The organism is Staphylococcus sp. GDX8P114P-2, assembly GCF_017892945.1.
Lineage (GTDB): Bacteria > Bacillota > Bacilli > Staphylococcales > Staphylococcaceae > Staphylococcus > Staphylococcus arlettae.
Genome location: NZ_JAESMB010000005.1, coordinates 75,517 through 89,310, shown reverse-complemented (window position 1 = coordinate 89,310; position 13,794 = coordinate 75,517). Strand labels below are relative to the sequence as shown.

Genomic DNA, 13,794 nt, shown 5'->3' with positions numbered 1-13,794 from the left:
CTATAAATGTTTTAGTAGAAAGTGTAAGATGGAGAAGCAGCAATTAGTAAGTAGAAGAGGTGAGTTATGTTTTTAGCTTGGAATGAAATCAAACGCAATAAATTAAAATTCAGTTTGATCATTGGTGTGTTAATTATGATAAGTTATTTACTGTTTTTATTATCGGGTTTAGCCAATGGCTTAATGAATATGAATAGAGAAGGCATAGATAAATGGCATGCTGACGCTATTATTTTAAATAAAGATGCAAATCAAACAGTGGAACAATCGTTGTTTAACGCAGATGATGTGAAAGGTACGTATGATAAACAAACGACATTGAAACAGACAGGTGTTATTGCGTCTAATGGTGATGTCGAAGAAAATGCATTGCTTTTTGGTGTGACAAAAAATAGTTTTCTAATGCCTGATTTGATTGATGGCCGTCAAGCCACAGCCGATAATGAGGTTGTTGCTGATGAAACATTGAAAACAAAAGGCTTTCAAATTGATGATACTTTAACGTTATCGCAATCGGACGAAAAATTGAAAATAGTTGGTTTTACTGAAAGTGCTAAATACAATGCTTCACCAGTACTATTTACGAATAATAATACAATAGCAAATATCAATACGAAATTACAAAATGACCAAACTAATGCAGTCGTCGTTAAAGATGATAACTGGTCGTCACAGCAACTAGAGAATGATAAAGAAGCGGTGTCTATAGATAACTTCATTGAACAATTGCCAGGCTATCAAGCACAAAACTTAACATTAAACTTTATGATTACGTTTTTATTTGTTATTTCTGCTACTGTTATTGGCATTTTCCTTTATGTTATTACATTACAAAAAACGCATTTGTTTGGTGTTTTAAAAGCACAAGGATTTACGAATAGTTACTTGGCACAAGTAGTAGTAGCACAAACGTTTATATTAGCTTGTATCGGCACGGTTATAGGTTTAGGATTAACGTTACTAACGAGTCTCTTTCTACCTGAAGCGGTACCGGTGAAGTTTGAAGTTTTAACGTTACTCATTTTTGGCATCGTCTTAATTTTAGTATCATTACTAGGTAGTTTGTTTTCAATTTTATCTATTAGAAAAATTGACCCATTAAAAGCGATTGGGTAATAGGAGGATACAGTATGCTAATTTGTGAGAATGTCTCGAAATCATTTAAAGATGGCAATCAGATAATAGAAGCGGTCAAACCTACTAGTATTACGTTTCAACAAGGAGAATTAAATGCCATTGTTGGCCCATCTGGTTCTGGTAAAAGTACGTTTTTAACTATAGTAGGTGCTTTACAAACACCGACATCTGGAGAAGTTACTATTCAAAATCAAGCTATTTCTATGATGAATCAAAAACAACTTGCACGTACACGGTTACAAGAAATTGGATTTATTTTACAAGCGACGAATTTGGTGCCCTTTTTAGATGTGAGTCAACAGTTCAAATTATTACGTAAACAAAAACAAGAGGTTATGTCTCAAAGTGAATATAACAACCTGATGACTCAGTTGGGGTTAACAGGCGTGCAACACAAATTACCAAGCGACATCTCAGGTGGTCAAAAACAACGTGTAGCTATAGCCAAAGCCTTGTACACTAAACCATCCGTAATTTTAGCTGACGAACCAACAGCAGCTTTAGATACCGAAAATGCGATTGCTGTCATGGAGATTTTACAGCAACAAGTGAAAGCACTGAATAAAACTTGTATTGTTGTGACACATGATGAGCGCTTAACAGAGTATTGTGATCACGTCTATCATATGGAGGACGGCGTACTTACAGAAAAGTAAGGTACTAGGAAATACTTTTCTGTGGAATAGCCTTGTATTCTGGACTTTTAATTTAATGACAAACAATAATTAAGTGTTCCGGACATAAATATACCTGACTAAAAATAAACGTCAATTTCTATTGAGAAAATATAGAAATTGACGTTTATTTTAGTTTTATAAAATTTTGTATACTTAATGATATTAAGAAATAACCAAGTTCTTGGTTAACTTATTGTACTAATTTTTTAGCGTGCTGACGCCCGAAGGGAAATAGTGTGAGAATACATGCTAAGGCAGTGCCCGCGGAATGCGTGCACAGAAACTGCCAACAAAGTCAGAGACTTTATAGACAGTCTTAAACAAAGTCTAAATTCAATTTCACATCGACTTTATGTGATAATTGTCATTTGATTTATATAACATAATAAACACTATCGATTTCAATTCATAAATTATAATATTGGCAGTGATTTGGGGCGACTCCTGCGGGAAGAGCACTAGCCGAAGACTACATGCTAAGGCAGTGCCCGCGAAATGCGTGCACAAAAATTGCCAACAAAGTCAGAGACTTTATATATCTTGTTATAGATGTCATTACAATAATAAACGAATTATATTATTAATAATGATTATGCTAACAATTAACACAATAATACTCGACACTTTATTCAACAGTAAGATGTATTTACCAGTCTTATCTATTGAGCCTAGTAATTTTCCCAGTATAGCTAGTAAGATAAACCATAACCACGATACAAGAATAGTAGCCAGACTAAATAATAGTTTATCTGAGCCAGTATAGACTGATGCGCTAGTGCCAATTACACCAATAGTATCCATGATGGCATGTGGATTCAATAATGATACGGATAGCGCAAACCCTATTTGTTTTTTAGCTGACATTGAGTGTTGTTGAGCCAAATTATTTGGTTGTTCATGCCAAAGTGACCAAGCCATATAAAATAAAAATACCAAGCCGATAATATAGATAACTAATTGTAATGCAGGTAAAGACATTAAAACTAACGAAACGCCCAAAATCGCTAAGATAATAAGTAACGTATCACAAAGACCCGCAGTGACGATGACAGGCATGGCATGTATTAATTTGCGATGGTTTGCCCCTTGATTAAAAACAAAGACATTCTGTGCACCTAAGGGTAAAATGAGCCCTAAAGCGAGTAAAAAGCCGTGTAGTATAGGTTGTAACATAACATGCCTCTACTTTCATGAAGTATTTTAAAACGATATAAACCAACCAGATTGGATGGTTGTAGCTATAATGGAATGTGAATTATTGCTAATATGGTTTTATGATACAATAACTATTACTTAAATAAACCAACCAGTTGTGAATTAAAATCCCAACCAAGGGAGAGTGTAAAATGAAGCAAGCAAAGTATCAATATATTGTCGATGATATTTTAACGCAAATGACTGACAATAGCTTACGGCCAGGAGATAAATTACCTAGTCAACGTGTACTTGCGCAACAGTATCGAGTTAATCGTTCTACAATCATAGAAGCATTTGATATTTTGGAAAGTTACGGTGCAATAGATCGTATCGAAAAACGTGGTGTCTACGTTTCGCAGTACAAATGGAATCAATTTGTTAAAGATAATATACGGTGGCATGATTATTTTGGCCATAGCAGGTCACAAAATAATCAATATTATATTCGCAAAATTAATGAGTTAGAATTTGATACACACTTAATACGCACAGGAACTGGTGAATTAGCACCAGAATTAATCCCTAATGATTTGTTTAAAGAGATAATCGCACAAGATGTGGAAGGCGCGTTAACAACTAATTACGAACCACCGAAAGGGAAATTAGCTTTACGTCATGCTGTTGTCGAGCATTTGGCACGCAAAGGCATTAGTTGTAATGTTGAGCAAATTTGTATCGTGTCAGGTGCGTTACAAGGGTTGAAGTTAATTGCCGATGGTTTATTAGTACCACAGTCTAAAGTATTAATTGAAACCCCATCGTATATTAATTCTGTGCATACGTGGCATAGTATGAAAGCAAAGATGTTACCGATACAAATAGAAACGATAGAACAACATATTAATCATATTTTTCGTGCAAATAGTGAGTATAAGCATAGTATATTTTACTGTATTCCAACGTTACATAATCCTACACAACATACGTATAGTAAGACACAAAAGCAAAAAATTATTAATCAATGCCAACAACAAGGTATACCTATCGTTGAAGATGATGTGTATGGTGATTTATGGTTTGAGGGTGACAGACCGTTACCAATGAAGGCGCTCGACAATAACGATAATGTATTATATTTAGGAAGTTTATCCAAAACGGTAAGTCCTGGTTTGCGTGTAGGTTGGATTGTCGGTGATGAGCGTGTCATTAGTCATTTAGCAGATTTGAAAATGCAAAATGACTATGGTGCCAGCTCTATAGCACAATTTATCGCCCAAAAGTGGTTAACAGAACCTAAATATTATCATAATCATTTAATACAATTACGGCAGACATTACAGCGTAAAAGTGCACATTTTATGCAATGTTTAGAAACATATCTAGCTGATTGTGGTACATGGCAACAACCTCAAGGCTCTTTTTATATTTGGTTTCAGTTGACGGTACCTATAGATATGAAAACACTATTCAACCAAGCGCTTGAGCAAGGCTTAATTATTTATCCAGGTGAAATTTATGACAATGAAGCCAAACAATATTTACGTTTTTCTTACGCTTATATTGCTGAACAAGATATGGAGCCAGCCATTCAATGTTTGGCAGAATTGATAATGCAGCATCAACATTAAGGGCAAATGACCTATTTTGTGAAAATGAGGAGCTCCATGTTGACTGTTCTTTTTACTATTATTTGAAAAATGATATTTTATACTGTCAAGAGGCTAGGACAATATTGATTCGTCCTAGTCTATTTTCATATGGGCAGTAGCTGACTGTATTGAAAATGCGCTTCAAACCAAGCTTTTTTCAATGCTAGTCATCCTTGCCAGGGTGGGACGACGAAATCATTTTTTCAAAATCAGATTTCTGTCCCACTCCCTTTTGTGTAGACGTTAATTATAATTATCAGTTATATCTAATGATTATCAATTTAATCAACAAAATAATATAAAATTATCGACAATACAGGAAAAGTTGATATAATAGATTATAATAATTACAAAAAAGTAATTGTTATAAAGTGTATAACTAATGAGCGATTAAGTGTGACGGTTAAAGCATAAAGTGGAGCTCGTAGTTATAGCTTTAAATATGATTACACGTAAAGTGTACGCGCGACACATCGTTATCATAGAGACATCAATATATAGAATCGAGAAGGAGTATAGAGATGAATAATAAATTAACAGGTTTATTCGGGACACCCGTTTCAGATAGAGAAAATAGTATGACAGCTGGTCCAAGAGGGCCTTTAGTAATGCAAGATTGGTATTTCTTAGAGCAAATGGCACATTTTGATAGAGAAGTTATTCCAGAACGTCGTATGCACGCTAAAGGATCTGGAGCTTTTGGTACGTTTACTGTAACAAATGATATTACGCAATATACTTGTGCAGATATCTTTTCAGAAGTTGGTAAACAAACAGAAATGTTTGCACGCTTTTCAACGGTAGCTGGTGAACGTGGTGCTGGTGATGCAGAACGTGATATCAGAGGTTTTGCCTTGAAGTTTTATACTAAAGAAGGGAACTGGGACTTAGTTGGTAATAATACGCCAGTCTTTTTCTTTAGAGATCCTAAGCTATTTCCAAGTTTAAACCATGTCGTGAAACGAGATCCAAAAACAAATATGAAAAACCCACAAAGTAATTGGGATTTTTGGACATTGTTACCTGAAGCATTACACCAAATTACTATTTTGATGACTGATAGAGGTATTCCAAAAGGTTATAGACATATGCATGGATTCGGCTCACATACATATTCAATGTATAATGCTGAAGGCGAACGCTTCTGGATTAAATTCCACCATAGATCTCAACAAGGTATTGAAAACTTTACAGCAGAAGAAGCAGAACAAGTTATAGCAAAAGATAGAGATTCATCACAACGTGACTTGTTTAATGCTATAGAAGAAGGGAATTTCCCTAAATGGAAAATGTATATTCAAGTTATGACAGAAGAACAAGCACGTAACCATAAAGATAATCCATTTGATTTAACTAAAGTATGGTATAAAGATGAATACCCATTAATCGAAGTAGGAGAATTTGAGTTGAATCGTAACCCAGAAAACTACTTCCAAGATGTAGAGCAAGCAGCGTTTGCACCAACTAATATCATTCCTGGTTTAGATTTTTCTCCAGATAAAATGTTACAAGGTCGTTTATTCTCTTATGGTGATACACAACGTTATCGTTTAGGTGTGAACCATTGGCAAATACCAGTCAATCAACCTAAAGGTGTTGGCGTAGAAAATATTTGTCCATTTAGTCGCGATGGTCAAATGCGTATTTTGGATGGCAATCAAGGTAGCAGTACACATTATTATCCAAACAGTTACGATGCCTTTCAAGATCAACCACAACACAAAAAACCTGCATTAGAACTGGAAGGCAGTGTTTACGAACATGATTTCCGTGAAGATGATGATAATTATTTCGAACAACCTGGGAAACTATTCCGTTTATTATCAACAGAACAACAACAAGCATTATTTTACAATACCGCAAATGAAATGGCACCCGTTACTGATGAGTTGAAACATCGTCATATTAGACATTGTTATAAAGCAGACGTACAATATGGTCAAGGCGTTGCACAAGCAATGGGTATAGACATCAATGACGTAGATCTAGAAAAAGCAGATTAATCTATAGATGAGGTGAGAGCATGATTTTAGATAATGTAAATCCGGATGATTTATATCCTACAGAAACAAAAGGACCAGCAGTACTAGGTGACATGCCTTATACGATACAAGGTACAGAACATATATACCAAGGTGCATATATTGCAACTAATGAACGTTTAATTTTAAACGTAGATATGGATGGTCAATTTTATTATAGAAGTATTCGTTATGATGAATTACAACATATTTCACATGATGAGTCTTCAGTAGAATTACGTTTTGATATCGGTGCCTTTCCTATTTCTAACATTGAAAAAGGCGATACAGCAGCTTTTGTTGACTATGTAAAAGCACAAGCACAACTGTAAATAAATACAAAAAAGCCTATCAATCTATCTCGGATTGATAGGCTTTTTGTAATTTAATCTAATGTTTGCGTTTTAGGGAATTTGTATTTCATCATCCAGCTAAAGAATAGAACAATCAATGATACGACAATTAAAATAATAAGATATATCACTGCATCATGATATGGTATTGCTCCTGTGAAGCCGAAGATACTTTCTCTAATTCCTTTAATCACATAAGTCATAGGTAAGATAGGGTTCAGGAATTGGAAGAAACCATTTGACGTTTCAATTGGGAATGTACCTTCACTTGAACCTAATTGTAAGATTAATAACATCAAGGCTAAAAACTTACCGACATTACCTAATAGTGTTGTTAATGTAGTGACAAGGAACATTGAGGCTAAGCCCCATAACACAATTAAAAATGTGAATCTTACAATATCGTCGATTTCGATTTGGAAGACAAAGACAAGGAACAGCGTTAGGATTGCACTAGTCACAATACTTTGAATTAGGAAGAGTAAAAATTTACTGATAAACGTTTGCACGACAGAATTGCGTGTTAGCATATTTTTGCCCACTGGGTATACAGCACTGAAAGTTATAGCGCCGACAAATAAGCTCACAGCAATAATGTATGGTGCGAAACTTTGACCATAGTTTTCAACTTCAGTAACATCTTGTTGCTTCATATTTATTGGATCTGCAACATACTCTGCATTTTTTTCTTCAAAATGTGTATCTGAAGACTGTTGCATATTTGCTTTAAGGTTATTATTTAATTTTTCATTGTTTTCTTGTAATGAAGCTAAACCGTCAGTCACTTGGGTATTGCCTTGTGCAATTTGACCTACTGCATTTGGGTTTAAAGGTTTCAGTTGTTCTAAACCAGCTTGCACTTGTTGGTTACCATCTATCAACTGTTGTTCAGCATTATTCATGTCATCTAAGGCTTGGATTGTTTGTTCATTACCTGCGATTAACTTTTTCATATTGCTGAATACTTCCTTAGTATAAGTGCTACGAATTTCATCGCTTAATTTTTGTTGGATACCTGTTGCTGATTGGCCACCGATATTAGCACCGATATAATTATATCCAGGATTAGTTTTCACTGTGATATTAGCTTTTTCGGGTTGTTCATCTAATAGTGTGCTTGCTTTTTTAGAAGTGTTTGCTGGTATCTCTATATAAGCAAAGGATTTCCCTTTATCGATATTTTGTTTCGCTGCTTTACTATCTTTATGAAATTGCCAATTAAATTTATCATTTTTTTTCAATTTATCTTCGAGTTTATTACCAATATTAATATGTTCTCCATTGATTTTGGCTCCGTCATCTTTATTGACAATATCTACAGTTAAAGACCCTGTTTCATTATATGGATTCCACATCGACCCGATAAAGACAGCACTATAGATTAACGGTATTAAAGCTATGGCAATCATAGAAACGAGTTGGAAAGGGTGTTGTTTTAAGTATTTTAAATCTGCAAACATAACTGTTCACGTCTCCTTTAAATAGTTGTGCACCTTGTATATAATACATTTTTAGTTTACAGGGGTCAACAACTTTGCGTAATTAAATTTAACAAAATTAAAACACTAAAAGAACTGTGTTGACGGGCCAGTATATGGTAACGCTAACACAGTTTTTTAGTGCAATAGTAATTTTAGTCAACGATAAAGGCGTGCTGTTTTAAATCAGTGATCGCATTGTCTAAAATTTTTTCGGTGTGTGCAGAAATGGTATGTAAATGCACGCCTTGCGTAAGATTAGCGAGCATTTGACCTTGGTATTTCGTCATTTGTGTTAAAAATTGTTGTAAATCTTCGTTAGTTTCAATCATTAATTTTGCTTTGATGGTGCCATAAACAGGATGGTCTATAGCTACATCATCTATCATTGCCCCGTTATCTAAAATGATTTGTAATTCTTGAGCCATCCTATCGCGTGTATGTTGGCAGGCGATGACACGTTTGAATGATTTACCTTGAGGTTCTTGATTGAGAATATAACCTTTACTTGTGGCATGTATAGTATAATCTTGTGATTTTAGTACCGAAATATCTTTGACGATAATTTGGCGAGAAACAGCAAAGTGTTCGCTAAGTTGTTTGCCACTCAGCGGTGTAGTAGCTGATTCAAGTAAATGTAAGATTTGAGCTCTACGCTTATTAGGTGTATCCATAGCTTTCGTCTCCTTGAATAAGTGTGTGTAAATGTTGGAAACACGTCGCAATATCTTGTTGAGTCGTATATTTTGAAAATGATAAACGTAAATATTGGTCGTGTACATGATTAGGTATTGTCTTTATTTTAACCTGTAAACCGTGACTTAACAACATACCATGACCACAAGCGGTACCGGTAGATACACAGATGTTTTTACTGGCGAGATACTGCATGACATATTGCCCTTCGAATTGCGGTGAGAGGAGCGCTAAAATATGTGGCGCAGTTTGATCGTACTCAATAGGAGTGAAACCTGAGGCTATCGCTTGTTGTAGTGCAAAAGATTTGATTTGACTAAGATAATCGCTATGTGTATCCATAGATAGTGCTTTAGTCATCGCAACTATACTTGGTGTATCTATTGTGCCATTTTGTGTCGCAGATTCATGTAAGTAATGGCTGTTTAATGGTTGAATGTAACTATGGTCTATCAATAAAAATCCTGCACCTTTCGTACTGTGAAATTTATGACCTGAACCTACATAAGAGGTAATAACATCTAATGTGAGGTTCGGTACTTTGGTAATTGCTTGTACGCCATCGACATGGACCGGAATAGCAAATTGGTGCGCTAAAGTTGCAATTTCACTAACTGGTAAAATATATCCTGTTTCTGAATTAACATGCTGCATGATAATCAAGGCAACATCATCTGTTAATAGATGTTGTGTTGCACTGACATTAATAGCACCGTCTGCTGTCAAAGGTAGCGTCACGATATTAAAAACATCTTCGTAAGGTGCTAATGCTGCAGCGATTGATGGATGTTCATAAGGCGATACTAAAATTTGGGTTTTAGTTGTATGCTCCAAATAACTGCGGATAGCAATGTCATTAGCATGAGAGCCACTGCGCGAGAAAATAACTTCTTTATCAGTATGAAAGTATTTTTGAATATAGTAACGACATGATTGTAAAAGCTGTGAGACATGTAAACCACCCACATGTAAACTTTCGCTATTATAAAAAGCGTTGGTTTGTGTATCGTTGAAAATCGTTAATATTTGAGAATCAGGTTGTGTAGTTGATGCATTGTCTAAATAAATCATAGGCTTACCTCACTTGTATTATAATCGGAAATATGTAAATATATGTGTATACTAAATGTAACATAAGTGTAAAGTTAGGTGTAAACATGAAAAGAATTATTTTAATTGGCAGTGGTCTTGCTGCGCTATCTTTTATTGAAGCATTAGAAGAAGATGTACACGTTATTTGTCTTACTAAAGACAGTAAAACTACAAACAACAGTTATTTAGCTCAAGGAGGTATTTGTTTTTCAAAATACGAACATGACTCTGGTGCATCACATGCGCAAGACACATATGAAGCTGGTCATCTTTTAGGTGACCAGCGTGTGATTACGTCGATGATTTGCGCCAGTTATGAAGCTATTCAAAAATACATAAATCAAGGTATCAACTTTGATCGACAAGTAGACACTCACGATTTTGACTGGGCTTTAGAAGGGGCACATACGGTACCACGCATTTTACATATAGGAGGAGATCGTACAGGGTACGGCTTAATGCAACATCTAACAGCATGCCTGACTCGACATTCGCACATCACTACTTATGAGCAAGCTGAAGTCATTGATTTAGTGCATGATAGAGACGGCAAGATATGTGGTGTCTATATGTTTGATCAGAATAACGAATTGCAACAAATATTAGGACATGAAGTTGTATGTGCAACCGGAGGATATAGTAATATTTTTCGTCATAATTCTCATGCTGCGTCGACAGTCAGCTCGGGTCATATTATTGCTTTTCATCATGGGGGTGCCATTACGGCATATGGAGATGATTCAATTTCATCCTACATTATTAGGTACGCCAACCAACAATTATGGCTTGATTTCTGAAGCGGTTCGAGGAGAAGGCGGTATTTTAAAGAATGCACAAGGCGTTCGCTTTATGGATGATTATCATCCTTTGGGTAGCTTGGCACCTAGAGACATTACAAGTAGGGCGATCTTCGAACAGCACCAACAATGCTATATAGATATTCGTCAGGTACGGGGTTTTAAGCAAAGATTTCCCGGGATATATCAACAAGCACAACGCTATTGCTCAGATGATTATTCGCAAGGATACCTACCAGTAACTGTTGGTGCACATTATACAATGGGGGGTATTAAAACAGACCTAGCAGGCCGTACAAATTTACCTCATTTTTATTGTATTGGTGAAGCAAGCAATACTAACTTTCATGGTGCGAACCGTTTGGCAAGTAATTCTTTATTGGAAGCTATTGTAATGGGGCAACATTGTGCTGCAGTGATTAATCAACAGCCCAGCCGTCCACTCGTAGATCCTCAACCGTCGTTAGTGCAGATACCTAAAATTTCTGAGGCTGTGTTAAAACCACTACAAGCAGAAAGCGAGGCTATACTTGGGATTGAACGACATGGAGCGTGTATGACAGGTTATTTAACACGTTTACATCAGGCTTTAGAGCAAGCTGAGCATATCACTCTAACTCAACTTACACCCACATTGTGGCAACGCTATGTCAGAGTAAAAATGTTAGAAATCATCTGTGAAGCTGCCTTACATCGTACAGAATCTCGAGGTGCACATTATCGGTTAGATAAACCAAAGATGCAAACAGCATTACAACAAATAGACATTGAAATTGTAAAGGGGGAAGACATGCATGCTCAACATATTAAGCGTACAAGAGAAAATCAAACAGTTTTACCTGGAAGATAATCATTATGGTGACTTAGCAACGAGTATTTTTGACACAACACAACGTGGCACTATGAATCTAATTGCCAAAGAAAGCGGAATATTTTGTGGTGAGGTCATATTACATAATAGTTTTACATTGTTAGAACCAGAAATAGCTATTGAGTTATATATTGATGATGGCGATCAAATACAACATGGACAACATATTGCTAAGATTAGCGGCAAAATACAAACGTTACTCACTATGGAAAGAATTGTCTTGAATTTAATTCAACGCATGTCCGGTATAGCAACTAAGACACACCAGATGGTTGAGCTTATTCAGCATACATCAGCACAATTAGTTGACACTCGTAAAACTACTCCCGGATTGGGCATGTTTGAAAAATATGCGGTACGCGTTGGGGGTGGGGTAAACCATCGTCGCACACTTAATGATGGAATTATGTTGAAAGATAATCATATCGCAGCACAACAATCATTAAGTACAGCAGTGGCTATGGCACGTCAATTGCAAGGACCGATGGATAAAATCGAAGTAGAAATAGAAGATGAAACGATGCTACAAGCAGCAATAGCAGCAGAAGTTGATGTGATTATGTTTGATAATCGACAACCAGCATGGATTGCGGAACAACTGTCACATGTGCCAAAACATATCAAAACAGAAGCTTCTGGTAATATTCAACAACATAATATTGTAGCTTATGCCGAAACAGGTGTGGATTATATTTCTGTAGGTTCACTCTTTTATGCGACACACGCACTCGATATTTCAGCAAAGGTGGTTTTATAATGTTTAATCCAATATTAACGGATGCACAAGCGTTACCAGAATACTATTTACAACTTTCAAATCAAGAATTAGAAGAAAAAATTTGGCGTATTAAGGAACAATTAGGGTCACAGTTGTTTATGCCAACCCATCACTACCAAAAGGATGAAGTTGCACAATTTGCAGATGTTATGGGAGACTCATTAGAATTGGCAAGAATTTGCCGCACGAATACTGAAGCGCGTTATTTTGTGTTTAATGGTGTACATTTTATGGCGGAAACTGCAGATATTTTGACGTCTGAGGATCAACATATATATTTGCCTGACTTGTCAGCTGGATGCTCGATGGCAGATATGGCAAACATTACACAGGCACAGTATGGCTATCATTATTTAACAGAAATGTTAGGAGATAATATTTTACCGTTAACATATGTTAATTCTACAGCAACGATCAAACAGTTTGTGGGTGAACATGGAGGGTCATGTGTGACCAGTGGCAATGCAGCTACAGTCATACAATGGGCTTTGGATCAAGGGCAGCGTATTTTATTTTTGCCAGATCAACATTTAGGTCGTAATACTGCCTATCAGCTTGGTGTGGATTTAACCGAAATGGCCGTATGGAATCCTTTGACTAAGAAATTAGAATACGATGGCGATAGTGACAATATTAGAGTTATTTTGTGGAAAGGTCATTGTTCCGTACATGAAAAGTTTCATGTTAGTCATATTAAACAAGCACGTCAACGTAACCCACACGTGAATGTTTTAGTACATCCAGAATGTACATTCGATGTGGTCCAAGCAGCAGATTATGCTGGTTCGACTAAATATATCATTGATAAATTAAATGATGCACCACAAGGGAGTGAATGGGTCATCGGTACAGAAATGAATTTAGTAGAGCGTTTGAAAAAGCAACACCCTGAATTAAATATTCGTTCATTGAATCCGTTGATGTGTGCGTGTTTGACGATGAATCGCATAGATTTACCACATCTCGCATGGTGTCTGGATAAAATTCAACAAGGTGATTTATCGAACCGTATCGCAGTCGATAGTAACGTGGCACATAGTGCCAAACAAGCTTTAAATCGAATGTTAGAATTAACCTAATATAAAAAAATCAGCACCGTTCTCAGAGT

13 protein-coding genes are annotated in these 13,794 nt (G+C 35.9%); 9 read left to right on the top strand and 4 right to left on the bottom strand.

Going from position 1 to position 13,794, the window contains the following annotated elements:
* Nucleotides 1-66 precede the first annotated feature (66 nt).
* Together KA845_RS01810 and KA845_RS01805 are read left to right on the top strand one after the other, a co-directional pair.
* On the top strand, nucleotides 67-1,116 hold the full coding sequence (locus tag KA845_RS01810) for an ABC transporter permease (RefSeq protein ID WP_021459344.1): 1,050 nt from the start codon (nucleotides 67-69) through the stop codon (nucleotides 1,114-1,116).
* Nucleotides 1,117-1,130: 14 nt separating this feature from the next.
* Nucleotides 1,131-1,793, top strand: coding sequence for an ABC transporter ATP-binding protein (locus KA845_RS01805; protein WP_002509620.1), 663 nt, complete (start codon nucleotides 1,131-1,133; stop codon nucleotides 1,791-1,793).
* 576 nt (nucleotides 1,794-2,369) lie between these two features.
* Here the strand turns inward: KA845_RS01805 and KA845_RS01800 are convergent.
* Nucleotides 2,370-2,987 (bottom strand): LysE/ArgO family amino acid transporter, encoded by a 618-nt coding sequence (locus KA845_RS01800; RefSeq protein ID WP_103388614.1) that lies wholly within the window; start codon nucleotides 2,985-2,987, stop codon nucleotides 2,370-2,372.
* Between the two features lie 173 nt (nucleotides 2,988-3,160).
* Here KA845_RS01800 and KA845_RS01795 point away from each other — a divergent pair, with 173 nt between their 5' ends.
* The 3 genes from KA845_RS01795 to KA845_RS01785 all read left to right on the top strand — a co-directional run bounded on the left by KA845_RS01795 (nucleotide 3,161) and on the right by KA845_RS01785 (nucleotide 6,953).
* Entirely contained in the window at nucleotides 3,161-4,579 is a 1,419-nt protein-coding gene (locus tag KA845_RS01795) for an aminotransferase-like domain-containing protein (protein WP_103388613.1), read from the top strand.
* Nucleotides 4,580-5,121: 542 nt separating this feature from the next.
* On the top strand, nucleotides 5,122-6,603 hold the full coding sequence (locus KA845_RS01790) for a catalase (RefSeq protein ID WP_167868062.1): 1,482 nt from the start codon (nucleotides 5,122-5,124) through the stop codon (nucleotides 6,601-6,603).
* Between the two features lie 20 nt (nucleotides 6,604-6,623).
* The gene (locus KA845_RS01785; protein WP_103388611.1) at nucleotides 6,624-6,953 is read left to right on the top strand and encodes a hypothetical protein; all 330 of its coding nucleotides are present in this window, start codon (nucleotides 6,624-6,626) and stop codon (nucleotides 6,951-6,953) included.
* 53 nt (nucleotides 6,954-7,006) lie between these two features.
* Here the strand turns inward: KA845_RS01785 and KA845_RS01780 are convergent, their stop codons facing one another.
* From KA845_RS01780 to KA845_RS01770, 3 genes are all read right to left on the bottom strand, one after another.
* Nucleotides 7,007-8,434 carry a YhgE/Pip family protein gene (locus KA845_RS01780; RefSeq protein ID WP_167868063.1) on the bottom strand — a complete coding sequence of 476 codons (1,428 nt, stop codon included), beginning with the start codon at nucleotides 8,432-8,434 and terminating at the stop codon, nucleotides 7,007-7,009.
* Between the two features lie 173 nt (nucleotides 8,435-8,607).
* Nucleotides 8,608-9,126 (bottom strand): transcription repressor NadR, encoded by a 519-nt coding sequence (locus tag KA845_RS01775; protein WP_002509613.1) that lies wholly within the window; start codon nucleotides 9,124-9,126, stop codon nucleotides 8,608-8,610.
* Nucleotides 9,113-10,219 (bottom strand): cysteine desulfurase family protein, encoded by a 1,107-nt coding sequence (locus tag KA845_RS01770; RefSeq protein WP_021459340.1) that lies wholly within the window; start codon nucleotides 10,217-10,219, stop codon nucleotides 9,113-9,115. Before KA845_RS01770 ends, KA845_RS01775 begins: the two co-directional genes overlap by 14 nt.
* A gap of 86 nt (nucleotides 10,220-10,305) precedes the next feature.
* Here KA845_RS01770 and KA845_RS01765 point away from each other — a divergent pair, with 86 nt between their 5' ends.
* The 4 genes from KA845_RS01765 to nadA are packed head-to-tail and all read left to right on the top strand — an operon-like array spanning nucleotide 10,306 to nucleotide 13,765.
* Complete coding sequence (locus KA845_RS01765; protein ID WP_210127750.1) at nucleotides 10,306-11,037, top strand: FAD-binding protein; 732 nt, start codon at nucleotides 10,306-10,308, stop codon at nucleotides 11,035-11,037.
* Complete coding sequence (locus KA845_RS13075) at nucleotides 10,970-11,887, top strand: FAD-binding protein (protein WP_210127749.1); 918 nt, start codon at nucleotides 10,970-10,972, stop codon at nucleotides 11,885-11,887. The genes KA845_RS01765 and KA845_RS13075 overlap by 68 nt, the downstream gene beginning before the upstream one ends.
* Nucleotides 11,832-12,665, top strand: a complete 834-nt coding sequence (gene nadC / locus KA845_RS01755) for a carboxylating nicotinate-nucleotide diphosphorylase (RefSeq protein ID WP_103388609.1) — start codon at nucleotides 11,832-11,834, stop codon at nucleotides 12,663-12,665. The genes KA845_RS13075 and nadC overlap by 56 nt, the downstream gene beginning before the upstream one ends.
* Nucleotides 12,665-13,765 (top strand): quinolinate synthase NadA, encoded by a 1,101-nt coding sequence (gene nadA / locus KA845_RS01750; RefSeq protein ID WP_002509609.1) that lies wholly within the window; start codon nucleotides 12,665-12,667, stop codon nucleotides 13,763-13,765. Before nadC ends, nadA begins: the two co-directional genes overlap by 1 nt.
* Nucleotides 13,766-13,794: the final 29 nt, after the last annotated feature.

Bases quoted from the DNA above. Each gene is read 5' to 3' on its own strand.
- KA845_RS01810 (WP_021459344.1), top strand. From the start codon at position 67: ATGTTTTTAGCTTGGAATGAAATCAAACGCAATAAATTAAAATTCAGT.
- KA845_RS01805 (WP_002509620.1), top strand. From the start codon at position 1,131: ATGCTAATTTGTGAGAATGTCTCGAAATCATTTAAAGATGGCAATCAG.
- KA845_RS01800 (WP_103388614.1), bottom strand. From the start codon at position 2,987: ATGTTACAACCTATACTACACGGCTTTTTACTCGCTTTAGGGCTCATT.
- KA845_RS01795 (WP_103388613.1), top strand. From the start codon at position 3,161: ATGAAGCAAGCAAAGTATCAATATATTGTCGATGATATTTTAACGCAA.
- KA845_RS01790 (WP_167868062.1), top strand. From the start codon at position 5,122: ATGAATAATAAATTAACAGGTTTATTCGGGACACCCGTTTCAGATAGA.
- KA845_RS01785 (WP_103388611.1), top strand. From the start codon at position 6,624: ATGATTTTAGATAATGTAAATCCGGATGATTTATATCCTACAGAAACA.
- KA845_RS01780 (WP_167868063.1), bottom strand. From the start codon at position 8,434: ATGTTTGCAGATTTAAAATACTTAAAACAACACCCTTTCCAACTCGTT.
- KA845_RS01775 (WP_002509613.1), bottom strand. From the start codon at position 9,126: ATGGATACACCTAATAAGCGTAGAGCTCAAATCTTACATTTACTTGAA.
- KA845_RS01770 (WP_021459340.1), bottom strand. From the start codon at position 10,219: ATGATTTATTTAGACAATGCATCAACTACACAACCTGATTCTCAAATA.
- KA845_RS01765 (WP_210127750.1), top strand. From the start codon at position 10,306: ATGAAAAGAATTATTTTAATTGGCAGTGGTCTTGCTGCGCTATCTTTT.
- KA845_RS13075 (WP_210127749.1), top strand. From the start codon at position 10,970: ATGGAGATGATTCAATTTCATCCTACATTATTAGGTACGCCAACCAAC.
- nadC (WP_103388609.1), top strand. From the start codon at position 11,832: ATGCTCAACATATTAAGCGTACAAGAGAAAATCAAACAGTTTTACCTG.
- nadA (WP_002509609.1), top strand. From the start codon at position 12,665: ATGTTTAATCCAATATTAACGGATGCACAAGCGTTACCAGAATACTAT.